This window comes from Myxococcus sp. CA033 (assembly GCF_013336625.1).
Classification (GTDB): Bacteria; Myxococcota; Myxococcia; order Myxococcales; family Myxococcaceae; genus Myxococcus; species Myxococcus llanfairpwllgwyngyllgogerychwyrndrobwllllantysiliogogogochensis.
In genome coordinates this window covers 55,030-79,321 of record NZ_JABUMU010000005.1, presented here as the reverse complement: position 1 = coordinate 79,321, position 24,292 = coordinate 55,030, and the positions used below count along the sequence as shown (strand labels likewise).

Genomic DNA, 24,292 nt, shown 5'->3' with positions numbered 1-24,292 from the left:
CGGTGTTCCTCATGGGTCCCCGACACTCCCTCCTCGAGCAGATTGGCGCCGACATCGTCCGCTTCCAGGAGGCCACCGCTGAGTTCGACGCGGCCGTCGGGGAAGTGCTCGCGCTCGGCCGCGCGGAGCTGGTGTGTCTGGCGCAATTGCACTTCGGCGGGCCCACGCCCTTGAGCGCCGTCGCCCGGGGAACAGATGTGGCGCGGCTGGAGCTCGCGGGCTATGTGCGACGGGAGTCGGCGGGAAGTGGCACGCGACTGGTGCTCACGGGACACGCGCGCGAATGGATTGAGACCCTCTGGGGACCCTTTCGCACGGAGGGGTTCCAGCTGATGTCGTCCCTGCCGGATGCGGACCTGAAGGTCATCGCGGGCTTCCTGACCTCGGCACGGGCGGTCCAGGACCGCCATGCGTCCCGTGTGGCGAAGCTGCTCCAGGCCCCCGGAGGCTCCAGGGCGGCGCGGCGGCGTGGAGGCCTCTCCGCCGCCGCGCTCCATCGCGTGCAGCTGTTCATCGAGGCGCACCTCGCGCGGACGATTCGCGTGGAGGAGCTGGCCCAGCGCTCCGGGTTGAGCGTCTTCTACTTCACCCGCGCCTTCCGGCAGTCCACGGGGATGACGCCGCACGCCTTCGTGCAGCAGCGGCGGGTGGAGCGGGCCCGCGAGTTGTTGATTCGCACTTCCCGCTCCCTCGGGGACATCGCGCTGGAGGTGGGCTTCAGCTCGCAGAGCCACTTCACCACCGTCTTCCGCCGACTCACGGGGCTGACTCCCGCTGTCATCCGGCGCGGAGGCGGGTGAGACTCTCCGGCGCTGGAGTGCCTGCGTAGACGGAGCCCTGCCATGTCGCAATCGACCATGCTGTTCGGCGAAGCGTTCTCGCCCTGGACCCAGAAGGCGCGCTGGGCCCTGGAGCATTGCGGCGTTGCGTTCGTGTATCGGGAGTACACGCCGACTCTGAGCGAGCCGGCGCTGCGTTGGCGCATGCGGCAATGGTCGGGCAAGGTGTCGGTGCCGGTGCTGCTGGCTGGTGCGCAGGTCGTGCGCGGTTCCTGGGACATCGCCCGTTATGCGGCGCAATGGGCCGGTGACGGGCGGCTGGGTGACTTCGAGGTGATTGCTCCCTGGAACGAATTGAGTGAAGCGGCGCTCGCCGAGGCGCGGACGCGCGTGGTGCGCTCCGTGTTGGCCGACCCGGAGGCGCTCGACGAAGCCGCCGCCTCGGTGCTGCCCCGGCCGCTGCGCCGCCCCCTGCGTTTTGTCGCACGCGATGCCGCGCGTCGACTCGACCGCAAGTATCGGCAGCTGGTGGTCCCGGGCTCGCTGCGACAGGCGCTGGAGCGAACCCGCGCCGGGTTGCGCGCGTCGGGCGGTGAGTACCTGCTCGGGCGCTTCAGCTATGCGGATGTCACCATGGCCGTGGTGCTGGAGGGCATTGCCCCGGCCGCGCGGATAGAGCCGCCCTTGGGCCCCGCGACACGTCGCTGCTGGAGTGACGAGGCCCTGGCGGGAGAGTTCGACGACTTGCTGAAGTGGCGCGCACGTCTGGTGGCGACACACTCGGCTCGGTAGGCGCAAGGTTGCTCGCTGCTGCCGCGGCGGCTCGGCGCTCAGTCTCCGCGCCGACTGACAGAACCACTCTGCCCATGGCCGCTCTCCGCGCGGCTTCCGTCCCGCGCGGGCAGGACGGAAGCCAGCCGCGCCGGAAGGGGAGTGCCTTCGCGGCGCGGCCAGCCCGGGTCAGAGGTTCATGAACGAATCAGGGACTCGCCTGACAGAGGTGGCCCCTGAGTTTGTTGGGGAACCCTGGGCTCCCTGCTCAGGGCGTGTCGAGCCTCGTCGCAGGCACCTGCTCCTCCTGGGTGTGCTGCCGCTGTCGGAGGTTCCGCAGGGCGGTCAACGTCACCACGGACATGACCGAGGCGTACCCCACCAGTGGCCACGCGGTGTCGCCGTCGAGCAGGACAACCATCAGCGTTCCGAGGACGCCGACGATGAGGCTCTGGATGCAGAAGTAGAGCGCGACCGCTGTTCCCGCCATGGCGCCAAAGGCCTGGAGTGCGCCATTGGCGGTGACGGACGCGGCGAACACGATACCGGCCGCGATGACCCACATCGGCACGACGAACGTCCAGAAGGACGGGGCCGCGAGCAACTGCCCGGCTGTCAGCAACGCCGCGCCGAGCAACAACAGGAGCATGCCGCGGGTGAGGCTTCCTTCGAGCCCCCAGGTCGCCACGAAGCGCTTCGCGAAGCGTGTCGTGAGAATCATCGCGAGCGCGGCGGTGGCGAAGGCCAGGCTGAACCCGAGCTCCGAGAAGCCTGCCTGTCCGATGAGGACGCGAGGCGCCGTGGAGAAGAAGACGAAGAATGCGCCCATGGCCGCGCTGAAGCCCAGCGTGTACGTCCAGAACGCGGCGCTGCGCAGGATGGGCCGGAACGCCACGCGGTGGTGTGTCCCGCCGGATGGGCGCGTCTCGTGCCATCTCGGAACGGCGTTCAGCAAGGCCGCCGCCGCCAGGATGCCGAGCGTGGTGAAGATGGCTCGCCATCCCAGTTGTCTGGCGAGCAAGGCCCCGGCGATGGGACCGAGCGCGGGCACGAAGGCCAGCATGGCGCTGAACAGGCTGTAGATGACCGCGCTCTCGGGGCGGTCCGCATAGACATCACGGACCGTCGCGAACGTGGCGACGAGGGCCGCCGACGCCCCCACGGCTTGCAGGAGCCGCAGGCCGACGAACATCGCGGCATCGGACGTGCCCGCGAGCAGGAACGAGGCGGTCGCGAACAACAGCGCGCCTCCCAGCAGGACTGGACGCCGGCCGATGCGGTCCGAGACCGGGCCGAACACCACCTGCCCGAGCCCGAGCACGGCCATGTAGAGGCTCAGCGTGAGCTGGATGATGGCGGGGGAGGTGTTGAGGATTCCGGTCATCGCCGGAACCACGGGGAGGTAGATGTCCATGGCCAGTGAGGCCAGGAGGTCGAACGGGGCCATCAGCCACAGCGCTGCTGGCACCGAGTGCTTCCACGACAGGGTTTTAGGGTCAGGCACGATTGCATCCGCACAAATGAGGAACATCTGGCGGCGCTCTGCCTCTCCACGGGTACCGGGATGAGCTGGGACAGAGGGCCGCGGCAACGGTTGACGTGTCGCCGCGGCTCACTCATCTGCGGATTTGGTGGTGCTCATCCGGCCGGCTCCTGCGGGCGTCGTGTCTGCGCACGAAGGCCACGGGTGGGTATAGCAACCGCGCCGGTGTCGCTCAATCCTCCGGCAGTGGTCGGACGGTTGCTTCCTGGAGCTCTCTCGGAGGGGTAGACAGGCTCAGCAATCAGCTAAACGTGAGAGTCGTGGCTGTTGGTCTAGATAGTGCGGCTCGCGAGCGCGGTGCTCCAGGGGCTCAGCCACACCACTGAGGAAAGCATTTTCTGTTCCGGCAAACTGCGGACGGACCACACTCCAAGCTCTTAGTCCCACAGACACCTTTCATCGAGGCGACGGATACGCACCTAGGGGGGATGCTGAAGACCAGCTCGCAGCTTGATTCCAGACAGTCGGCGAAGTCCCCTGTGCCGTTGGAGTCGCCACACCGCTCGTCCAAAATTGGCAATGAGCGACAGGTCCCTGAGCCTGCGTCGCAATAGGAGAGCGGACCGCAGTCCCCTGCGCCAGGCTCACAGGCCTCATTCGGTGCCTTCGCGGCCCTGCACTCCTTCGGCGAGCGGTCGCCCTGGATCGGTACGGTCTTCACGCATTTAAATCGCAGTGCGCACTGCTCGTCGTTCTCGCACGGGCCCGCCTCCCTGCGCTTGATACACAGGCCATTCTCGCACTGTGTTTCCGAGTCCGGCGAGCACCGCGCCACCGCGCCGCAGCGTTGGTCCAGCCCCACGTCGCTGACACAGATTCCTCCCAAGCAGGATGAGCCCTTCTGACACCGGTCCAGGCCCGTACACGCCCCGCTGAGGGGGATGAACGCCTGGCACACGCCGGGACACGCCTCCGTGATTCTGCACCACCCGCCCTGGCAGTCTGCGGTGTTGGCACACGAGCCTCCCGCGGTCACTTGGGGCTCGAATGCCTGGCATCCCTCCAGCAACGTTCCCTGCGCGAATGCCTCAAGGTTCCGCTTCCCCTCGTCGTTACGCAGCCCCTCGGGGTTCACCTCCCCACAAGACCTCGTCCGAAGGGCGCGCACGCAGGCGCCAAACTTCTCGGGCCGGAACACCTGTCGCCCCGCCGCCACGCTCGCCTCGACCGACTTGCACACGTCTGTCGGGCCCAACATCCGCTCAAAGTCCTCCACGGACCCGCCGAGGCACTCGCTCGCGTGGACCGCGATGCTCTGTATCGCCGCGAGGCAGGACTCCCCGAGCATCTGCGCTGTCCGCGCGCCCTCCACGCACACTGCCTCTGCCCCGCAGTGCTGCGATTCGAGGCAGTGGAGGTCGTCCTGACAGGGCACCGGCGTGAGCGTCACGGAGCAGCCCAGCCACAACACACCCAGCAGCATCCAGGTCGCGCGCATGTCAGAAGCTCCCTTCGATGAAGAAGAGGGTGACGCTCGTGGCCGCGGCCACGCCCGCCACACCATAGAGGATGTTCGCCGCGCGTGACTTGCCTTGCGCCGAGTCTCGCAGCCGCCGGACGTCGGCCCCGTCGTGCGGACGGGTGGTCAGCTCCCGGGCATCGGCGCGCGCGATGCTCCCGAGCAGCACCGCCCCCACCGTCGCGGCCCCCGTGGCCCCGGCGGCCACCCAGGTCCAGGTCCGTCCTCGCGAAGGAGCTTCCTCCGTCACGACGGGCACGATGTCGGGCACGGGGTCGGCGGCCATCACCGGCGTTGGCGCGAGCACCAGTCGAAGCTGGATGGGCTCGCCCACGCGCACTTCCAGGCTTCGCTTCAGGGACAGGTGGTCCGGAAGGGTCAGCTCCAGCTCATGCGCGCCCACCTCCACCGGCTCGCTCCACGGGGTCTGCCCGCGGGCCTGACCATTCAGGAGCACCTGGGCTCCCGAGGGCTCGCTGTCCACCGTCACCCGAGGCCGACGCGCCGCCTCGAGCCGGGTCTCCAGGTTGGTGATGCGGTTCTGGACGCCCTGGCGGTCCTTCGCCTTGGGCACGAGCCGCAGGTACTCGCGATAGGAGGTCAGCGCCTTGTCCAGCTCACCGAGCTTCTCGTAACACTGGCCCAGGTTGTAGAGGACCACGCCGTTGGGCACCTGGCGATACGCCTGCTCGAAGGCGGTCGCTGCCTCTGCGTAGCGGGCCTGATCGTAGAGGCGGGTTCCTCGCTCGAAGGCGCGCCGCGCCTCGGTCCGAGCGGCGGCGTTGGCTGCGACCGCCGTCGTGCCCGTCAGGGTGAGCACCAGCGCGAGGAGGAGGGGAGACGTGGCTCGAGGGGGACGGATCATCATCGTCTCAAAAGGGGTTGGGCTTGAGCTCCCGCACCTTCTTCAACTCGGAGGCGGGCGGTTTCGGGGCACGCGGCGCAGGCAGCTTCGTCAAAGTCACTTCCACCCGCCCGCTTGACGGCAGGTATTCCACGGAGGCCGGAGCATGCCCCGCGAGCGAGAGAACCCACGGTCCTCCGTCATCCGAACGGTCCAGCTCCAGCGGCGTCGTCCCGAGGACCTGTCCCTTCGCGCTCACCGTGGCGCCCGGGGGCTCGGAGACGATGGACACACGAAGCCGGGGCGCTGGAGTCGGAGCCCGCACGGGGGCAGGGGACGCGGCCACCTGGGCTGTCGCCGGAGGCTCACGTTGAGAGAGCAGACCGGCAAGGACGATGAGCAAGGTCAGCGCTCCACCCGCCACCCCCCACCGCATGCCTCGCTTCGAGGGCGAGGCGCGAGGGGGCGTCACCGCCGGGCTCGCGGAGACCGGTGCCGACCTGGCGATGGGAGTGGGAAAGGGCGTCGTGGCCCGTGCCGTCACCAACCCACCCGGCAGGTGCCCCGAGGCGAGCGCCTCCAACTCCTCGCGGAATCGCGCCATGGAGGGACGCGCATGGGGCTCCTTGGCGAGCGCCCGCACCACCAGCGCATCCAGTTCGGCGGGCAGGCCCAGCTCCGGGCGCCGCTGGCCGGGGGGCTCCACCGTCGCTTCCAGGTGCTGAAGCATGGTGGCGAAGGAGTTCTCCCCATGGAAGGGCGGCGTGCCGGTGAGCAGCTTGTAGGTGAGCGCGCCCACCGCGTAGACGTCCGCGTTCGCGTCCACCGCGCCGCCCGACACCTGCTCGGGGGCCATGTAGTCCGCGGTGCCGAGGATGGCGCCCGTCTGCGTGAGCTTCTCGCCCTCCAGGTGGTTCATCTTGGAGATGCCGAAGTCCACCACCTTGACGAAGTCCGGCCTCCCCCCGCGCGACACCAGCATCACGTTCTGCGACTTCACATCGCGGTGGATGATTCCGCGCGCATGCGCCGCCTCCAGCGCCCGGCACACCTGCACGAGAATGGGAACGGCCCGCGCCAGCGGCAGGACGCGCTCACGCCGCAGCAGCGTGCCCAGGCTCTGGCCGTCCAACAACTCCATCACGTAGAACAGCTCGCCGTGGGCGGTGCGCCCCAGGTCCGTCACGTCGACGATGTTCTCGTGGCCAATCTGGCTGGCGGCAATGGCTTCCAGCTCGAAGCGACGACAGAAGGTCGCATCGCGCGACAGCTCACCCCGCAGCACCTTCACCGCCACGCGCTTGCCCAGCCCCATGTGCTCGGCCAGGTAGACCACTCCCATGGCCCCTTCGCCCAGGAGAGACAGGAGCCGGTAGCGCCCCTCGAGCACCATGGGCAGCAATGCCTCGCCATCCTGGGCGCAGTAGACAACTCCCTCTGCATACTCGCTCTGGCACCTCGAGCACCGCGGCATCGTGGGGCGAGAGGTTAGCACGCGGACATTCCTGGCATGTGCCTCAGCGCACAGCGTGTTTGCGCAAGAGCTTGATGACGTGGGCCCGGTCCACCTCGGCTTCGCGCGCCATCTGACTCACATTGCCGCCCGCGGAGTTCAAACGCTGGCGCAGGTAGGTCTCCTCGAAGTGGTCCAGCCAGGCTTCCTTTGCATCCTTGTACGAAAGATCCACGCGCACCGAGGGAAGGCTCGGCACGGAGCCCGGCGTGGGAGTGCCCTGGACGAACGCCGCGTCCAGCGCTCCGGACATGGCCACGCTGCGCTCCACGAAGTTGCGCAGCTCGCGCACATTGCCTCGCCAGGGAAGCGACATGAGCTGGCGAAGCGTCTCCGCGCCCGGGGGCGTGTACGGGCGCGGCGGCAGCCCGAGCGAGCGGAAGGTCTCCTCCCACAGATGTCGGAGCAGCAGCGAGAGGTCCTCCAGGTGGGCCCGCAGCGGGGGCACGCTCACCATGCCCACCGCGAGGCGGAAGTAGAGGTCCTCCCGGAACTCCCCCCGGTTGACTCCCGCGCGCAGGTCCCGATGGGTGGCGGCCACGAAGCGCACGTCCACGGGCCGGAAGGCATCCGCGCCCACGCGCTTGACCTGCCGGCGCTCCAGGGCGCGCAGCAGCCTGGGCTGCACCGCCAGCGGAAGCTCGCCAATCTCGTCGAGGAAGAGCGTCCCTCCATGGGCGGCCTCGAAGGCCCCTCGCCGCTCGTGGGTGGCGCCGGTGAAGGAGCCCTTCTCATGGCCGAACAGCTCGCTCTCCACCAGTTCCGGCGGAATGGAGCCGCAGTCCACCACCACGAAGGGGCCGGAGGCGCGGGGGCTCCGTTGATGGAGCGCCTCCGCCACGAGCTCCTTTCCCGTGCCGCTCTCTCCTTCGATGAGCACGGTGGCATCCGTGACGGCCAGCCGCGCGAGCCGCGCGAACAAGGCCCGCATCACCGCGCCCTCGCCGACCAGCTTGCCAAAGTGCGGCTCGGAGTGGAGCGGCACCACGTCCTGCTCGGCCACCCACGTGAAGCGCACCGTGGTGTTGCCGAAGGCCAGCGTGGAGCCATCCACCACGAAGGCGTCCGTCACCCGGACGTGGTCCACCCGCGTGCCGTTGGTGCTCTCCAGGTCGCGCAACCGGTAGCCCCCAGGCTTCCTCTCGAGCTCGGCGTGGAAGCGGGACACGGTGGGGTCGCTCAGCACCAAAGCGTTTCCGGGCGCGCTGCCGATGGTGAGCCTCTCCGAGGAAGAGGACACCTCGATGTTCGTGTCCGGGCCCGTGGAGACCTGGAGTCGCACTCGCCGGACAGACAGCCCACCTGGCGTGTCCTGAAGGGAGATGACCTCGGTATGCTCTGACATGCTCGCGCTCATCCCCTCGTCATGGCGCGGAGCCTGTCCGACGCCCGATGGACCCGCCGCTTCATGAATCGTCCTCGCGCAGCTCGAGCAGGGCCGCCGAGAACGGACCGCGGTTTCCGGCCCCCCGAGAGGCGGCGGGCGCCGTGCCCTCCGAGGTGAGCGTGTCCGCCACCACCTCCGCCACGCGCCAGGGCTGCTCGCTCTCCCCCGTGCCGTCCACGGCCGCCAGCGCCCGCGCCATCTCTCCCGCGGTGGCATAGCGCTCCGAGGGGTGACGTCGCAGGGCTCGAAGCAGCACGTCCGCCAGGGCGGGGCCGGCCGTGCGCCGCAGGTCCTCGGTGGGTGCCAGCCGCGCGTCGCGCACGGCGAGCAGCAGCTGCGCGTCATTGGTGGCGGAGAACGGACCCTGGCCCACCACCGCCTCGTAGAGGAGCACCGCGAGCGAGAAGAGGTCCGCGCGGCCATCCAGCGGCCCTCCCTGGACCTGCTCGGGGGACATGTAGCGGAGCCTGCCTCGCGTGCTGCCCGGCGCGGTGTGCGAGGGCGTCCGCAGCCCCTTGGCGATACCGAAGTCCGTCAGCTTCACATCCCCGGTGCGGCCGAGCAGCACGTTGGCCGGGCTGATGTCCCGATGGACGATGCCGAGCAGCTCGCCCCGCGCGTCTCGCAAGCCATGCACGTGCTCCAACGCATGCAGCAGGCTCAGTCCCACATAGCGCACCAGCGGCGGCGGCAACGTGCGCCTCGCGCCCAGAACGCGCCCCAGGTCCACGCCATCCACGTACTCCAGCACCAGGTATGGGCTGTCCTGCTCCACGCCGAAGTCCAGCGCGGAGACGACATGGGCGTGCCCGAAGGTGGCCATGAGCCGGGCCTCCTGAGCGAACATCTGCCGGTAGGTCTCCTGCGCGGCGAGTCTCGGCAACATGCGCTTGATGACCACGGGCTTCTCGAAGCCCTCGGCCCCGGGGAGCACCGCGAGGAACAGCTCCGCCATCCCTCCACTCGCCAGCCGCGAGCGCAGCCGGTACCGGCCGAGCATCCCCAACTCAGCCGCGAGCGTCATGGCACCGGACCTTCCTTTGAACGCGGGCGCCGGCGGTCCGGGAGGCTCGTCCCACACATGTCCCGTTGCTCTCCAGGCTTTGCCACGCCCGCAGCATACCCGGGGGATTCGCGGACTCCCACTTTCGTCGCCTGGCGGAACAACTTCCGTCCACCCTCATTGCGTCCAGAACACTCCCACGAGCGTGCGCGAGCGCGGCCTTGTCTTCCATTGGAGACGGGGGCACAGGAGTTCCCCATGGTCCGTCTGGAAGACGCTCGTCGCATCATCGCCGCAGCCGAGAAGAAGGCCCAGGAGCTGGGTCAACCCATGAACATCGCCGTCGCCGACGAAGGCGGCAATCTGGTCGCGCATGTGCGCATGGATGGGGCGTGGCTGGGCAGCGTGGACATCTCCATCAAGAAGGCCTTCACCTCGCGGGCCTTCGACATCACCACGCAGGAGCTGGCGAAGCACTCCCAGCCGGGGGGCCCGTTCTATGGCATCCACGCGTCCAACGACGGCAAGGTGATGATTTTCGCGGGCGGTGTCCCGCTGAAGAAGAACGGCAAGGTCGTGGGCGCCGTCGGCGTCAGCGGTGGCTCCGGCGACCAGGACCATGCCGTCGCCACCGCGGGCGCGTCCGCCTTCTAGAAATAGTCGCCCAGGGTGAGCTTGCGCTTGCCGCCGTCCTTCATCGTGAGCACCACCGTCTGGCCCGCGGCGCGATACCGCCAGCGCGACAGCTGCGTGCTGGAGTAGTCGGGCCCGATGGCCTGTCCATCGATGGCGACGATTTCCTCGCCGGGCTTCCAGCCCGCGGCCGCGGCGGGGCTCCCGGGGGCGACCAGCTTCACCACGAGCCGACCCTCCGAGGGGAGGGCAATCAGTCCGGACCGGTCCTTGCGGAACGGCTGCCGCAGCGCGCGGGCGTCGGGGACCAGCATGAGCGTGTCGGTCGAATAGTCGGTGATCATCCGGAAGCGTCCGAGGACGTCGAGCCCCACGTTGCCCATGACCCGGTCCGAGGCGGACATGCTCTTGCCCGCGTCGTCGAACACCGTGGGCACGTTCTTCAGGGTGACGCCCGCGAACTGGATGTGCTTCAGCGTCGCCACGTCTCGCTCCCGCATGCCGCCCACCGCGCCGGACAGCGTCTTGGAGCTGCGCCGTCCCGTGAGCAGCCCCGCCTGCTGCCAGTATGAGGGGAAGAGCGAGAGCGCCCCTCCATTGCCCACGTCGAACAGCACCTCGATGGCGGGCCGGTCCTCGATGGAGAGCTGGACCGCGCGCTGCCCGCCCGCGGACTCGACCAGGGGGATGCGCACCGCTCGCGGCGGAGCCTTGAAGCTTCGCGGCTCGTGGAAGGCGACGCGCCGGTTGGGGAAGTCCACGTCCACGACGAGCTGGTTGAAGGCCTCCTTGCCCAGGATGACGGGAAGCGAGTGACCGAGATGCCGCGCGACCTCCGCCAGGTCGATGACGGCGACGGTCAGCCCCGTCAGTCGCAGGTTGCCCACGGTGATGTCCACGCCGCCGGCGAACTGGGCCTGCGCCTGTCCGCCGCTGCCGACCGCCGCGAGCTGCCCCTGCGTCTTCAGCCCCAGCTCGCGGGCATACGCCGTGTCGACCACCGTCATCTCCGCGCCGCTGTCCAGCAGCACCTGCGTCGCGCGGCCGTTCACCTGGGCCGGAATGTAGACGCGGTTCTCGTTGAAGAACTCGAAGGGGATGAAGCCCGTGCTGTGTCGGCCGTTCGCGAAGGTCGCCTTGCGCACGTCCTCGGGCCGTTCGAGGACGGCGGGCGGAATGGGCACGTTCAGCTCCAGCGTCTCCACCACCGTCCGCGAGTCGGAGTCCGGGTTGTCGGTGAGCTCCTCCTCCAGGAAGGGCATGCGCACGCCCTGCACCTGACGCCAGTCTCCCAGCCGCACGAAGCGGGTGACGTTGTCCTCGCGGATGAGCACGCCGTGGAGGGCCCCGTCGGCGTCATCGAGGAACAGGTCATAGAGGTCTTCGTCGCCGAACGTGACGCGCACCACCTTCCAGGTGCGGCCGTCGCGCTGCGCGTCGGGTTGCAGGGCGATTTTCGCTCCGGCACCGCCCCGCAGCGCCGTTCCGAAGTCGAGCGCCACCCGGTGCAGCGCATCGCGCGCGTCGGTGGGTGACGCGTCTTCGACCTGGCCGCTGGTGTTCACCTTCCAGCCGCCCTTGGGGGTGACGGCCATCGCTTCGCGCACCACGCCATAATCCGCGTTCATGCGGACGCGTCCGTCCCGATGGCGCCAGGACTCCATCGGGCCCTGGAGCCCGCCCGTCGCCGTCTTCCCCTGGGCGTGGATGCTCTCCAGTCGCGTGAAGGCGTCCCCGCCACGCCATGCGAGGTGCTTGTCGACGAGCGACCGCAGCGCGTCCGCCCTGGATGCGGCGGGAGTGAGCACGAGGGTCAGGGCCATCAGGCCCGGGAGGAGGAATCTCATGGAGTGTCTCCGCGCTTGGAAGTGGAAGAGGCCTGGCCCACGAGCTGGCGCAGGCCAGGCGGGCTCGAGGCAATGAGGGAGAAGGACCGCGCCAGTCGTGCGCGCGCGGACTGGGGCGCGTTCAGCCGGACCTCCGCGGACAGCCCGCTGTGCTGCAGGCAGGAGAGATAGCCGCTGTCGCTCCAGATGGCCTGCTTGACGCCGGTGCCATCCGGAGTGAGCAGCGCCACCAGGAACTCGCGGGCATCGACCACGAGCGTGAGCTGCGCGCCCGGCCAGCGCTCCCGCACGAAGTCCGCCTCGGACGAGCGCACGCAGTCGAAGGGCACCTTGGGAGTCTCGTCGTAGACGAGCCCCGCGATGGCCACGCGCCGGGAGCTCGCTTCGGTGAGCGCCTGGGTGAGGGACGCGAAGGGGGGAGGGAAGAGGTCGAAGAGCAGCCGCTCGGTGGCGCCGGCAATCATCGTCCGTGCGCGCTCCATCACCTGCGCGGTGCTCTTGAGGTGGTAGATGCGGTCGTCCTGCACCGGGGCGTGGAGCTTGCGCAGCGCGTTCGCGGCCTCGCGGCTGCGCGTCTCGAAGCCCCGCTGGAGCGCCGCGAGCACCTCGTCCGGAGGCACGGGCCGGAAGGAGCGGGGCTCGCCTTCTTCGACGAGCACGGCCCCCTTGTGTTCGAGCGAGGCGAGCGCCTGGTAGATGCTCGGAGGCGCCTTCCCCAGCGCCTGCGCGAGCCGGTACCCGGTGGCGGGCGCTCCCTTGAGCAGCTCGCAATACACCCGCGCCTCGACCTCGGTGAAGCCAAGGGCCACGAGCCCTTCATCCGCGTTCATGGACGCTGTTATTACTCGCGAATAATAATAGTCAAGCCGAAGCGCCGTGAGCCGGTGCCCCGACCTCCGGAGGGCGCCAGGGGGCAGGCGACCGTCCGAGGCCGTGCCCCGAGCGCCGCCCTGTGCTAATCCGCGCTGACCGCACAGCGACTTTTCACCCTCCAGCCCGAAAGAACTCCATGGCAGGCAGCAGTCTGATTGCGCTCATCGACGATATCGCGACCATCCTGGATGACGTCTCCATCCTGACGAAGGTGGCGGCGAAGAAGACGGCGGGTGTGCTCGGAGACGACCTGGCGCTCAACGCTCAGCAGGTGACGGGCGTGAACGCGGACCGCGAGCTGCCGGTGGTGTGGGCGGTGGCGAAGGGCTCGCTGGTCAACAAGGCCATCCTGGTCCCCGCGGCGCTGGCCATCAGCGCGCTGGCGCCCTGGCTGGTGACGCCCCTGCTGATGGTGGGCGGCGCCTTCCTCTGCTTCGAGGGCTTCGAGAAGCTCGCGCACAAGTTCCTCCACAGCGAGGAGGAGGACACCGCGCACCGCGCCGAGCTGCGCGAGGCACTGGTGAACCCGAGCGTGGACCTGGTAGCGCTGGAGAAGGACAAGATCAAGGGCGCGGTGCGCACCGACTTCATCCTCTCCGCGGAAATCATCGCCATCACGCTGGGCACCGTGGCGACGGTGAGCTTCGCCACCCGCGTCTCGGTCCTGGTGGGCATCGCCCTCATCATGACCGTGGGCGTGTACGGGCTCGTGGCGGGCATCGTGAAGCTGGACGACGCGGGGCTGTATCTCAGCCGCCAGTCCGGGGCCTTCCAGCGCAGCCTGGGCGCGGGCATCCTCCGCGCCGCGCCGTGGTTGATGAAGTTCCTCTCCGTGGCGGGGACGGCGGCCATGTTCCTGGTGGGCGGCGGCATCCTCGTGCACGGCGTCTCCCTCCTGCACCACGCGGAGACGTCCTTCACCGATTGGGTCACCACCGTGCCGGGTGTGGGCCGCCTCCTGGGGGGGCTCGCCCCCATGCTGCTCAATGCCGCGGTGGGTCTGGGCGCCGGAGCCGTGCTGGTCCTGCTCGTCGTCCTGGGCAAGAAGGTGATGAAGGGGAAGGCCGCGAAGAAGTAGCGCGGAGCGAGCGCGGGACCCCCGCCTCGATTCCTCCCTCCTGGCCAGCGCCTCTTGAAGGTGCCCAGGAGGGAGCTGTCGAGGCGACTGGATGGACCGTCATTCCAGCGCTCAGCGCTTCAGCGGGTCGCCGTGCTTCTGGTTGAGCGCCACGGCCTCGTGCACCAGCGCCGCGAGCGAAGCCGGGAGCCGCTGGCCCGACTGGATTCTCACGTACCGCATCCCGTCGCTGTCACCCTCCAGGATGCCGTCCGCATCGCGCATCTGCCCGCCACGCCAGAACCCGAGGGTGACATGCGCCTTGGCCGCCTTCACCAGCGCGAAGGGGCCCGCATGGTCCCACACGGGGTGTCCCCACTTGATGTAGGCCGATGCGCCGGGCGCCTCCTTCGCGATGAGCGCCGCGAGCGGGCGCACGAGGTCCTGCTGCCAGCCCTCCATCCTGGCGACAAAGGCGTCCACCGCCGACCCCTGCGCCGATGACGTCTGGGGGGTGACCTGCGCCGGCGCGAGCTTCGGTACGGGGCGCTCGGACCTGTCCTTCGACGAGGACTTCCGCGCCGTGGGGGCCTTCTTCGGGGGCGCGACCTTCTTGGGCGCTTCGTTCTTCTTCGACGTGGCGGTCTTCGAGGTGGAGTTCTTCATCGCCGCCTTTCGGGGCGCGGACTTCTTCGCGGTAGCCATCGGGTGGTGCCCTCCCTATTGGGTTCGGTTCGCTGCTTCACCCTGGCGACGAATGACCCACTGGGAGATCGACACACCCCTGCTTTTCTTGTCGGGCCCCTCGAAGCGGCTGGAGTTCCCGAGCCACCCTGACGCCCGTCGCCGTGGCGGGTTCGAGGGCACTGCGAAGTGGCGGTGGCACCCGCGTAAGGGTCGCGCCACGACGGCCTTGTCCGGAAAGGACAGGCCCGGGCTCGCGTCCTCAGAGGGAGCCGGGCCGTGCACCAGTCTTGCACTGACAGCGCGGCTCACAAGTGAAGGAGGTTCTCATGCGATGGACGCGCACGTTGTCCCTGGGTGTGCTGGTGATGCTGGGAGGCTGTACCGAGAGCAAGGTGGATGCGGACCAGGAGATCGCCCTGAGTGGGCGATTCATCGACGAGGCCGGCGCACCGCTCCCGGAAGCGCTGTTGAAGCTCTACCGCAGCGAGAACTCCTCGTGCGCGTTCGCGGGCTTCACGTCGAGCTGGAAGTCGGTGAAGACCCGGGCTGATGGCACCTTCGAACTCGACCTGCTGGGCGCGGACACCCGCAACGGGAGCATCGCGCGCTGCTTCGTCGCCCGCTCGCCCGAGCAGTCCCAGGGAAGGAGCCTCTCGGCCTTCTTCCTCATCCAGCAGTCAGGGGTGGCGCTGCCCACCCTCCAGGAGTGGACCGGCACGCTGACGGCCACCGGGGAAGCGCAGGGCGTGGGTGTGGGCTTCCGGCCCCTGTCCGCCACCCACGGCGCAGGGGACGACGACCACGTGCTCTCCGTTCACACCACCTCCCTCAGGGCGGCCTGGCAGGTCCCCAAGGTCACCTCGCCGGTCCACCTGAGCGACTCCGTCCTCGAGGACGTCCAAGGACTCAAGGCCTCCATCAGCGTCGAGCGCGAGGCGAATGCGGGGGGCGTGACGGTCGGCCTCTCCTACTCCAGCAACTTCGTGGCGCTGCCTCGCCGCGCGCTCGTCCCGGTGAGCCGTGGCGCGGCGTGTACCTACCTGAACGCGGAGACGCCCTGCCGCATCACCAACGGCGACCTCAGCGGGCTCGTGCTCTTCCAGCAGGGAGTCCGGGAGGTCGCCGTGCAGCTCTCGCGGCCCGTGGTTCCGCGCAAGGCCGTGCTGCGCAACTTCGAGGTGTCCGGCACCATGACCGAGCTGTTGCTGGAGGGCAGCGCCGACGGCACCCAGTGGCTGCCCCTGGCCAACCTGCTCGGCGGCGCTGGCGTGCGGCTCTTCATGGAAGTGGACCTCACGGGCACGACGTCCGTGTCGCACGTCCGCGTGCGAGCCACCCCGAGGGATACGACGGGAGAGCTTCGCTCGCTGGGACAGCTCTCCGTCTTCGAGTAGCGACGCGCTCGCGGACGGCTACCCTTCATGGCGCCACAGGTCCGGCCGGCTCGCGAACAGCTCCATCGTCCATTCGATGAAGACCCGCGGGCCGGCGCCCCGCGGGCGTGCGGGTGGGTAGACCAGGAACAGGGGCCGGGCTTCGGGCCGCCAATCCTCCAGCACCTGCACCAGCTCCCCGGTGGCGACGTACGGCTCCACCACGAAGCGGGGCGCGAACATGATGCCGAGGCCGGCCAGTCCGGCGGCCAGGTACGCGTTGGTTTCGTTGAGTGTGAGCAGGCTGCGGCCCTGGACCTCCAGCCGCTCCCCGTCGCGGAGGAAGACGAAGGGGAGCTCCTTGCCACTCAGCGACGAGAAGTAGCTGACCACCGCGTGCGTCGGGCCCGCCAGCTCTCGCGGGTGGCCTGGCGCACCGTGACGCTCCACATATCTGGGGGACGCGCACAGCCAATAGCAGAGGTCTCCCAGGTGTCGCGCCACCAGGGACTCATCCTTCACGCCCCCTCCGCGAATGGCGCAGTCGACATTGTCCGCGAGCAGGTCCACGACGCGGTCGCTCACCCCCAGTTCGATGTGCATCTGCGGGTAGCGCGCGTAGAACGACGGCAGCGCGGGGACGAGCAGCAGCCGGGAAATGGTTCCGCTCGACTCCACGCGTAGGCGTCCCCGGGGGCCGCGCCGTGACTGGGATAGCGTGGCTTCGAGCTCCCGCACCTCCCCGAGCAGGCGCAAGGCCTGGTGGTAGTAGGTCATGCCCTCCGGCGTGACAGTCACGCGGCGCGTGGTGCGGTGCAGCAGCTTCACGCGCAACTGCGCCTCCAGTTGTTGGATGAGCCGGGTCACCGCTGTCTTCGGGCGGCCCAGCGCGTCCGCCGCCTTGGTGAAGGTGCCGCTCTCCACCACGCGGACGAACGCCTCCATCGCCGTGAACCTGTCCATCTTCCACCTCCGCTGACGGCATATCGCGTTCAGCCCGAGGGCCGCGGGCTCCTGATTGTTTCTGGGGTGAAACAGTGTGTGTGACGCGCGCCCGTTTATCCGAGGCGAGGTCGGGCGCTACTTCGTCACCCATGACAAGACCTCTTCCTCGCGGTGTCTTTCTCGCTGTCTCACGCGCCCTGGCCTTGCTGGTGATGGCCACGGCTTCACTGCTTCCGGCCGCTGCCCACGCGGCCGCGCCCCAGGTGCGAACGCAGGCACCTGGCTTCTACCGGATGATGCTCGGAGACTTCGAGGTCACCGCGCTGTCCGACGGAACCGTCCCCCAGACGGTGCGCGACGTGGCGACGCACACGACGCCGGAGCGGGTGAAGGACCTGCTCGCGCGCGACCACCTCGAGGACCCCGTCGAGCTGTCCATCAACGCGTTCCTCATCAACACCGGCACGGCGCTGGTGCTCGTGGATACGGGCGTGGGTGGCTTCTTCGGCCCCGGCGTGGGAGGCCAACTCCAGCAGAGCCTCCAGGCCGCGGGCTACCAGCCCGAGCAGATTGACGTGGTGCTGCTCACGCACATCCATTCCGACCACTCCGGCGGCCTCATGTCTGGCACGCGCCGGGCGTTCCCCAACGCCATCCTCCAGGTCCACGCGCGCGAAGCGGACTTCTGGCTGGGGCGTGAGAAGGCGCGGGGACAGGTGGACCCGAAGTACTTCGAGGAGGCGCGGGCGATGGTGGAGCCCTACCGGGTCGCGGGGAAGCTGAAGACGTTCGGAGGCGGGGACTCCATCGTCCCGGGCATCCGGGGCATGCCCACCGCGGGACACACGCCGGGGCACAGCAGCTACATCATCGAGAGCCGGAGGCAGCGGCTGGTCCTGTTTGGCGACCTGATGCACTTCGGTTCGGTGCAACTGCGCGAGCCGTCGGTGACGGTCGCCTACGACGTGGATGACCGTGCGGCCGCGGCCCAGCGAGCGCGCACATTCGCTGAGGCGGCGCAGCGCGGCGACCTGCTCGGCCTTTCGCACATGCCCTTCCCTGGACTGGGCCGCCTGGGCGCGGAGGGGAGGAGCTACCGGTGGATTCCGGCCAATTACAGCTCAGGCCAGCGGTGGCCGGAAGCGAAGGTCCTCGCGGAGTGATTCGCTCCCGGCTCTGTTCACTGGTGTGCAGGTTGTCTGGGGAGGGGACACCTCCGCAGGCCGTGGCGACCGGGTTCCGGACAAGTCCAGGGGGCCACTATTGACGTTGTGCCAATAGCGGCCCATCATCCCTCTCACGAATCGCTCTCATGGCCTGTCAACGCAGCCGGTCGTCGGTTGCCGCGCAGGCCGCCACTGTCGAACTCCACCCTCCGGAGGCGCGCAACGGCTGCACGTTGACCATGGCCTGGCGGACGAACTCCGAGCTGCGCTCGACGATTCTCCTCCCCGCGGACGTCCGCCCCCGCCGACCGGGAAGTGGGAACACGCAGCGAAGGAGGAGGGACCCATGAGCGCAGTCAGGAAGGCGTTCGCAGCGCGCAGTACCGCTGTTCCATTCATTCGAGTGTTGCTGGCCATGGGGACACTGGCGATGCCCGGTGTCTCCGTCGCCAGTGATTTGCTGGGCAGCAGCCGAGGCGGCTCGGCGCAGTGGGACTTCTGTTATGGCAAGCCGGACGGTGCCGTCCTTCCGGTGGACCCACGAACCCTGGTGCAGCCCGGCGTCAGCAACGGCCGGGCGGTGCACTTCAATGCCTTCTGGAAGAACTGTCATGTCAATCCAGAGGCGGTGCAGGAGGAGGGCGCGGCCAGGACTTGCGGCGAGCTGCGTGGACGCTTCAGTCGCGGGGAGGGGCTGCTGACGAACGGCCATCCAGGCGTGGGTGCGCTGTTCACCGGCACCGACGCCACTCGCCCCGAGGCGGGCTTCGGCATCGCCACCTTCTCCGCGGCGCAGTACAACGAGCTGTGGCGTGTCTGGGGCTTTCCATTTCGTCCCGACAACTTCGATGCCCTGGTGGCCCAGCGCTACGGGTCGGGGCTGAGCACCGAGCGCAATCCCTATCCGCTGCCCTTGCAGCTGCCCAATCGCACCAACGGAGGAAGCGGCCAGCTGCCGCAGATGCTCACGCAGCTGCGCAACCCGGACGGGAGCTGGAGCGGACGCATGGGAGTCACCTGTCACGCCTGCCACAGCGGCGTGGTGGGCACTCCTTCGGACGGCCCGGGCCTTGGGGTGTTGATGGGCGGCGGCAGCAGCCTGGCGGACCTGGACCTGTTCCTGAGCGACCTCTTGCCCCTGGGGTATCCGGCGTCGCTGGCCACGTTCCTGAACCTCAACCGCACCCGGGGCACCAACAACGCCAGCGACATCAACCTCGCCTTCCTGTTCCCGGACGAGGAGCCGCTGACGCCCTCGGAGGTGATTGGCCTCATCAATTCCGGTTCGACCGCCGGAATGGATACGCCCGCCTGGTGGAACATGGGGCACCGGCCGGTGAAGTTCATCGACGGCGTGTTCCCGATGGATGCACCCCGCGTGGACATGGTGTTCTACACGCCGTTCCTCGGCCTGTTCGGCGGCCTCGGCGGGCCGGTGAGCGAAGCGGGGCAGGACTGGATGCGCGCCAACGGCCCGGCGCTCAACACCTGGGTGGAGTCGCTCAAGTCACCGCCCTATCCGCTGCCCGTCAACACGTCGCTGGCCGAGCAGGGCGCGGTGCTGTTCCACACCCTCGACATGTGGGCTCCGGGGCGCAACAACGCCGTGCCACGGCCTCAAGGCAATGGGTCCTGTGCGAGCTGCCATGGGGCCTACTCGCCCCGTTACGTCAATGACCCGGCGTTCCTGGCGACCCCCGCGTTGGCGGGCATGGCGAGCTACATCGCGCCGCTGCGCATCATCGGCACCGACCCGGTCCGGGTGAACACCAACAACGCCGCGGTGCAGTCCGCTGGCGCCAAGAACTTCTTCGGCTATCCGCAGACGGCCGGCACCGCGCAGGACTGCGGCCCGCAGAACCAGCCCCATCTTCGTGGAGACCGCGAGCACGGCTATCTCGCGCCGCCGCTCTACGGGGTCTGGGCCACCGCGCCGTACTTCCACAACGGCTCGGTTCCCAATGTCTGGGAGGTGCTCAAGCCCGCTGACCGCAAGCCCATCTGGCGCCGCGTCTCCGCCCCACCGCGCTGGGACCAGCCGCTCGTCATCATGGGCTTCGACACCAGTCTGCAGCGCGCCTACGACTCCTCCCGGCTCGGTTGGAAGTACGACAGCATCGCCTGCCAGTGGCGCACGCCCTGGAATCCGGCGGTATCGCCGTACATCAACTGCGACCCGGGTGACGAGTTCCGCACGCCCCTCGCGCAGGAAATCATGGCCGTGCTCTTCAGCAACCTGAGCGCTTCATGGAACATCCTCTTCCCACCGACGCGCACACGGCAGCAGCTCGAGGACCGGAAAATCTACAACACCCACGCGTTCGGCCAGGACAACGGCGGACATGAGTTCAACGCCGTCCTCACGGACCCGGAGCGCCTGGCGCTCATCGAGTACCTCAAGACGCTGTAGCCCCGGAGTCGTCCTCGGGCCGCCTGCTTCGACGACCTCGACTTCCGCCGAGGCCCGTCGCGGCGGGAGGCGCAGGTCGCTCTCCAACGGCCCGTGCTCGTCGTGTTGGCGAGCACGGGCGGGGCAGGGCGATTACGCCCGTGCCCGCGCCGTGTCGAGCTGCTCGGGCCTGGGGATGAGGTAGGCGCGGTCGATGGTGAGAAGCCCCAGCCGCTCGAGCGCGAGGCAGGCCACGAAGCCCAGGTCCACCTCGTGGCGGTGGTGCGAGAAGGACGCCGAGCCCGGGTAGGCGTGGTGGTTGTTCTGGAAGCCCTCGCCCAGGATGAGCCAGGCGGCCAGGTGGTTGTTGCGCGAGTTGTCCCGGGTGTCGAAGTTGCGCCCGCCCACCGCGTGCCCCAGCGCGTTGACGATGCCGCCCTGCACCGGGTGGCTCATCATCCCGAGGAAGTACGCCGCGCCCAGCACCCAGCCCACGCTCAGCGCCAGCGCCAGCCCCACGCCCGCGTGCAGCGCATAGGGCAGCCACCAGAGGTTCTTGCGGTTGAGGGCGTTGAGCGGGAAGTCGAGGTCCTTCGCGTACTTCGTGTACTCGGGCTTCTCTCGCATGAGCCCCACGATGATGCGCTTGTAGTTGCGCAGTTGCTCGTTCGCGATGCCCAGCAGCCCCACATTCACGGGGGAGTGCGGGTCGAGCGGCGTGTCCGAGTGCTCGTGGTGCAGCCGGTGCATCACCACCCACGCCTTGGGGTCCAGCCCGGTGAACCAGTTGCCGCCCACCACGAGCAGACGCCGCAGCGCCGGGTGCAGCCGCACCGCCTTGTGCGCGAGCGCGCGGTGATAGCCCACGGAGATGGTGAGGATGTTGAGCAGGTAGGCGCCAGTGAAGACGAGGCCGCAGAGGATGAGGTACACGGAGGTCTCCTGAAAACCGGCAGGTAGCCTACTCACCGGTAAGTTACGTTGAAGTAACCTACGCTCGGGTAGCCCAGAGGTCAAGGTGGCCAAGAAACAGCGTTTGACGGGCCCGCAGCGGCGCGCCCAGTTGCTGGAGGTGGGCCGCGAGCTCTTCGCCTCGCGCGGCTACGAGGCGACGTCCATCGAGGAGGTGGCGGCGAAGGCCGGCGTCTCCAAGCCCATCGTCTACGAGCACTTCGGGGCGAAGGAGGGCCTCTACGCGGCCATCGTGGAGCGGGAGATGGACGGGCTGGTGCAGGGCATGTCGGATGCCATCGCCCAGGGCAGCGCCCGCGAGCGCTTCGAGGCCGCGGTGCTGGTCTTCCTCACCTACGCGAAGGAGGAGCCGGCGGGCTTCGCCGTCCTCACGCGCGACTCGCCCACGTCCAGCGCCCGGCGCGGCCTCACGCGCGTCATCGACGACCTGGCGCAGCGGGTGGGAGACATCTTCCAGGCGGAGTTCAGCCGAGCGGGCTTCAACCCCAAGGTCGCCCCGGTGTACGCCAACGCGCTCGTCGGCATGGTGACGCAGGTGGGGGTGTGGTGGGCGGCGGAGGGCCGTCCCATCCCCCTGGAGCACGTAGTGCGGCACGTGTCGGCGCTGGGCTGGATGGGCCTGCGGCACCTGCCGCGCGACCCCTCGGCCAGTGGCCTCCGGACCAAGGGCAAGGCCAAGGGCTGAGTGCGCCGCGTCGCGCGGGTTTCCGTCTGGCGATTCCGTTGGGAGTCGCCCGCCCGCTCAGGACGCCGAAGGTCTCACGGCGGCGGGCAGGCTCGAAAGAATGGTCACCTGCGCGGGGCCGCCGAAGACCGAGGCGGGCACTCCGAGGACCCCTTGCTCCAGGAGTTCATCGAAGGAGCACTGGGAGGTGGCGAAGTAGCCCACGCACGGTGAGGCCCGGAGCTCGGGCCGGGTGGCGGTGAACGCGTCCAGGGCGCGGGCTCGCTCGGCCAGCAGCGCGCCGACCTGGCGAGGACGGGACGCGTGCTCCGTGAGGGCCGCGTAGCCGATGCGCAGCTTCTGTTCGTCTTTCGGCAGCGGCGCGAAGACGGCGCGCGCGTCCTGGTGCCACCGCGAAGGCGTGATGCACAACCCCACGTGGTCGGGGATGAGCCAGCTCTTCGAGAGCGAGACGAGGACGAACGCGAGCTCCTCTCGCAGCAGCCGGAGTGTCCACGGGGTGGGAGGGGTCGCGTACGCGGAGTCGATGATGAGCACCCGCTTTCCCGGCTCGGCGCGGACCCAGCGCTCCACGCGCTCGGTCTCTTCGCTCCGTGGGGTTCGTCCCCAGGGCTTGAGCGGCTCGCACAGGAGCAGCGCGTCGCGGGCCTCGAGTTCGGGCAGCCCCTCCTGCGCGGAGAATGGAACGACCTCGACGCCTGCTTCCCCAGCGAGCTGGAGGTAGACCGGATACACGTCGGCGGGAACCGCGACGCGGGCGTTGCGTGACGCGAGCCAACCGAACAGCGCTCGCAGGGAGCGGCGCACGCCGTGACTGACCTGGGTCCTGGACTTGAGTTCCGCGTCGAGTTCGAGGTGCGCGAGAAAGCGTTCGGCGAGGTGACACCGATACGGAGCCTCGGGATGCGTCGACGGAGCGATGGCGGCGAAGGCCGGCGCGAGGCTGCGATAGACATTGAGCTCCGCCAGGTCGACGAGCTCGGGGCGCTTGCCACGCCACGCGTCAGCCAGGGAGAGAAAGGCGTCGTGTTTCATCGGCGCAGCTCCGAGGCCGGGTCTTCCAGCGAGGCCAGGCAGGTTCCATCACTCATGAGGTTCCACGAGCGCACCAACCGATGTGTTCGCTCCCAACCGACCGAGGGCTCCGTGTAGGCCGCGACGCGCAGCACGCGCCCTGCGACCTCTCCCTCGAACACCGGGCTGCCCCACGGCAGTTCGGTGACCTTCGTGAAGCCCCACGCGTCCATCGCGCGGAGCACCACTTCGAGCGGCACCTGGTTCGCCTCGCAGTAGCGATTCACGGCGCTCGGCGCCCAGGCGTTCTCGGAGAGGCTGGAGACGTAGAGTTCCTTGAAGCAGACCTCGTGGAACCCTTCGCGCGCGCTGCGCTCCAGGTACGCGTGGACCTGGGCCGCGTCATCGACTCCGCCGCGCTGAAGCACGCAGATGGCCCGGCTGCGGAGGCCAAAGGCTCGCGCGAGCGCACCCGAGTCGACGGACAGGCCCATGATGCGCGCGTCGTCCTCGCGGGTGACGCCGTGACGGCTGACGGCCAGCGTGGTGAGTCCCTCGTCACGCAGGGCGTGCAGTTGCTCGGCGTCGAGCCGCGCGCCATTGGTGATCAACAGCGTCTTCGGGAATCGCTCGGCGAGGCCACGGACCAGCGAACGCAACTGGCCAGGCGCCAGCAGGGTCGGCTCGCCGCCGCCGGTGATGACGGCGCGCTCCGCCCCTCGTGAGCGCGCGAGGTCCGCCCAGTGCAGTTGCTCTTCAAGCGAGACACTCCGCTGCCGCGCGAGGTCCGAGACACTGGCCTTCGAGAAGCAGAACGCGCATTTCGCCTGACAGGCCTTCGCCACGGGCAGCACCGAGAAGGAGCGAGGCCGACAGTCGGCCCAGGGCGCGAGCCCCGTGTCTTCGAGCAGGAAGGCCTGCGCGGTGACCTCCTCATGAAGCGTGGGCCGCAGCGCACCGGCGTCGTCGACCCAGGCCACTCCGCTCAGGGGCACTTCGGGGGCGGGCCAGCGCCAGCCGATTCCGGTGCCAGTGGTGTCATTGGGGCGCATCGCTGGCGCCCCCGACGTCGGCAGCCGCGCGCGCAACGCGACGACGCGGTCCTTCGCGCGACCGAGTTTCGCCACCAGCCGCCGAGCCTTCTCGAGCCCGGGGGCCCAGGGCTCGTCTTCCTTCAACATGTAGAACGCGTCGGGGAAGGTCGACTCGGCGATGGACGCCTTCGAGTACCGCATTCGGTAGCGATCAAATCCGCGCAGCCAGTTCGACAGCGGAATGAAGGCGACGAAGGCGGTGTCCATGGTGGCTGCACTCTCGCAGCACCATAGGCTTCGTGTCAATAGTACACTTAT

20 protein-coding genes are annotated in these 24,292 nt (G+C 69.0%); 8 read left to right on the top strand and 12 right to left on the bottom strand.

Annotated features, from left to right (window positions below):
- The first annotated feature begins 11 nt into the window (after nt 1–11).
- Together HUA78_RS15425 and HUA78_RS15420 are read left to right on the top strand one after the other, a co-directional pair.
- A complete protein-coding gene (locus HUA78_RS15425; RefSeq protein ID WP_174463906.1) occupies nt 12–800 on the top strand; it encodes an AraC family transcriptional regulator in 789 nt (262 codons plus the stop codon).
- Between the two features lie 42 nt (nt 801–842).
- The gene (locus HUA78_RS15420) at nt 843–1,571 is read left to right on the top strand and encodes a glutathione S-transferase family protein (protein ID WP_174463905.1); all 729 of its coding nucleotides are present in this window, start codon (nt 843–845) and stop codon (nt 1,569–1,571) included.
- Between the two features lie 247 nt (nt 1,572–1,818).
- Here the strand turns inward: HUA78_RS15420 and cml are convergent, their stop codons facing one another.
- The 5 genes from cml to HUA78_RS15395 all read right to left on the bottom strand — a co-directional run bounded on the left by cml (nt 1,819) and on the right by HUA78_RS15395 (nt 9,320).
- A complete protein-coding gene (gene cml, locus HUA78_RS15415; RefSeq protein ID WP_174476586.1) occupies nt 1,819–3,081 on the bottom strand; it encodes a CmlA/FloR family chloramphenicol efflux MFS transporter in 1,263 nt (420 codons plus the stop codon).
- A 1,451-nt stretch (nt 3,082–4,532) separates the two neighbouring features.
- Nucleotides 4,533–5,420 carry a tetratricopeptide repeat protein gene (locus HUA78_RS15410; RefSeq protein WP_174463903.1) on the bottom strand — a complete coding sequence of 296 codons (888 nt, stop codon included), beginning with the start codon at nt 5,418–5,420 and terminating at the stop codon, nt 4,533–4,535.
- A 4-nt stretch (nt 5,421–5,424) separates the two neighbouring features.
- Nucleotides 5,425–6,870 carry a serine/threonine-protein kinase gene (locus HUA78_RS15405; protein ID WP_217442494.1) on the bottom strand — a complete coding sequence of 482 codons (1,446 nt, stop codon included), beginning with the start codon at nt 6,868–6,870 and terminating at the stop codon, nt 5,425–5,427.
- 43 nt (nt 6,871–6,913) lie between these two features.
- On the bottom strand, nt 6,914–8,254 hold the full coding sequence (locus HUA78_RS15400; protein ID WP_174476584.1) for a sigma 54-interacting transcriptional regulator: 1,341 nt from the start codon (nt 8,252–8,254) through the stop codon (nt 6,914–6,916).
- A gap of 61 nt (nt 8,255–8,315) precedes the next feature.
- Entirely contained in the window at nt 8,316–9,320 is a 1,005-nt protein-coding gene (locus HUA78_RS15395; protein WP_174476583.1) for a serine/threonine-protein kinase, read from the bottom strand.
- Between the two features lie 237 nt (nt 9,321–9,557).
- Between HUA78_RS15395 and HUA78_RS15390 the strand changes: the two genes are divergently transcribed.
- Nucleotides 9,558–9,953, top strand: coding sequence for a heme-binding protein (locus tag HUA78_RS15390; RefSeq protein ID WP_141640314.1), 396 nt, complete (start codon nt 9,558–9,560; stop codon nt 9,951–9,953).
- On the opposite strand, the gene HUA78_RS15385 is transcribed toward HUA78_RS15390, so the two are convergent.
- The gene (locus HUA78_RS15385; protein WP_174476582.1) at nt 9,950–11,779 is read right to left on the bottom strand and encodes a retropepsin-like aspartic protease; all 1,830 of its coding nucleotides are present in this window, start codon (nt 11,777–11,779) and stop codon (nt 9,950–9,952) included. The genes HUA78_RS15390 and HUA78_RS15385 overlap by 4 nt on opposite strands.
- Nucleotides 11,776–12,609, bottom strand: coding sequence for a TrmB family transcriptional regulator (locus HUA78_RS15380; RefSeq protein ID WP_174464735.1), 834 nt, complete (start codon nt 12,607–12,609; stop codon nt 11,776–11,778). The genes HUA78_RS15385 and HUA78_RS15380 overlap by 4 nt, the downstream gene beginning before the upstream one ends.
- A 179-nt stretch (nt 12,610–12,788) precedes the next feature.
- Here HUA78_RS15380 and HUA78_RS15375 point away from each other — a divergent pair, with 179 nt between their 5' ends.
- Nucleotides 12,789–13,730: a DUF808 domain-containing protein gene (locus HUA78_RS15375; protein ID WP_141640311.1), complete on the top strand. Its 942-nt coding sequence runs from the start codon at nt 12,789–12,791 to the stop codon at nt 13,728–13,730.
- Between the two features lie 111 nt (nt 13,731–13,841).
- On the opposite strand, the gene HUA78_RS15370 is transcribed toward HUA78_RS15375, so the two are convergent.
- Nucleotides 13,842–14,414, bottom strand: a complete 573-nt coding sequence (locus HUA78_RS15370) for a DUF1801 domain-containing protein (RefSeq protein ID WP_174464734.1) — start codon at nt 14,412–14,414, stop codon at nt 13,842–13,844.
- A 308-nt stretch (nt 14,415–14,722) separates the two neighbouring features.
- On the opposite strand from HUA78_RS15370, the gene HUA78_RS15365 reads away from it, so the two are divergent.
- The gene (locus HUA78_RS15365; RefSeq protein WP_254614796.1) at nt 14,723–15,790 is read left to right on the top strand and encodes a hypothetical protein; all 1,068 of its coding nucleotides are present in this window, start codon (nt 14,723–14,725) and stop codon (nt 15,788–15,790) included.
- A gap of 18 nt (nt 15,791–15,808) precedes the next feature.
- On the opposite strand, the gene HUA78_RS15360 is transcribed toward HUA78_RS15365, so the two are convergent.
- Nucleotides 15,809–16,732, bottom strand: coding sequence for a LysR family transcriptional regulator (locus tag HUA78_RS15360; protein ID WP_174464733.1), 924 nt, complete (start codon nt 16,730–16,732; stop codon nt 15,809–15,811).
- A gap of 131 nt (nt 16,733–16,863) precedes the next feature.
- Between HUA78_RS15360 and HUA78_RS15355 the strand changes: the two genes are divergently transcribed.
- Together HUA78_RS15355 and HUA78_RS15350 are read left to right on the top strand one after the other, a co-directional pair.
- Nucleotides 16,864–17,877 (top strand): MBL fold metallo-hydrolase, encoded by a 1,014-nt coding sequence (locus tag HUA78_RS15355; protein WP_174464732.1) that lies wholly within the window; start codon nt 16,864–16,866, stop codon nt 17,875–17,877.
- Between the two features lie 349 nt (nt 17,878–18,226).
- Nucleotides 18,227–20,290 (top strand): hypothetical protein, encoded by a 2,064-nt coding sequence (locus HUA78_RS15350; protein ID WP_174476581.1) that lies wholly within the window; start codon nt 18,227–18,229, stop codon nt 20,288–20,290.
- A gap of 132 nt (nt 20,291–20,422) precedes the next feature.
- On the opposite strand, the gene HUA78_RS15345 is transcribed toward HUA78_RS15350, so the two are convergent.
- Entirely contained in the window at nt 20,423–21,202 is a 780-nt protein-coding gene (locus HUA78_RS15345; RefSeq protein WP_174456280.1) for an acyl-CoA desaturase, read from the bottom strand.
- Between the two features lie 85 nt (nt 21,203–21,287).
- Here HUA78_RS15345 and HUA78_RS15340 point away from each other — a divergent pair, with 85 nt between their 5' ends.
- Nucleotides 21,288–21,926, top strand: coding sequence for a TetR/AcrR family transcriptional regulator (locus HUA78_RS15340; protein WP_174463896.1), 639 nt, complete (start codon nt 21,288–21,290; stop codon nt 21,924–21,926).
- A gap of 57 nt (nt 21,927–21,983) precedes the next feature.
- On the opposite strand, the gene HUA78_RS15335 is transcribed toward HUA78_RS15340, so the two are convergent.
- Nucleotides 21,984–22,961, bottom strand: coding sequence for an aminotransferase class I/II-fold pyridoxal phosphate-dependent enzyme (locus tag HUA78_RS15335; protein ID WP_174476580.1), 978 nt, complete (start codon nt 22,959–22,961; stop codon nt 21,984–21,986).
- On the bottom strand, nt 22,958–24,241 hold the full coding sequence (locus HUA78_RS15330; protein WP_141640304.1) for a radical SAM protein: 1,284 nt from the start codon (nt 24,239–24,241) through the stop codon (nt 22,958–22,960). The genes HUA78_RS15335 and HUA78_RS15330 overlap by 4 nt, the downstream gene beginning before the upstream one ends.
- Between the last annotated feature and the right edge of the window lie 51 nt (nt 24,242–24,292).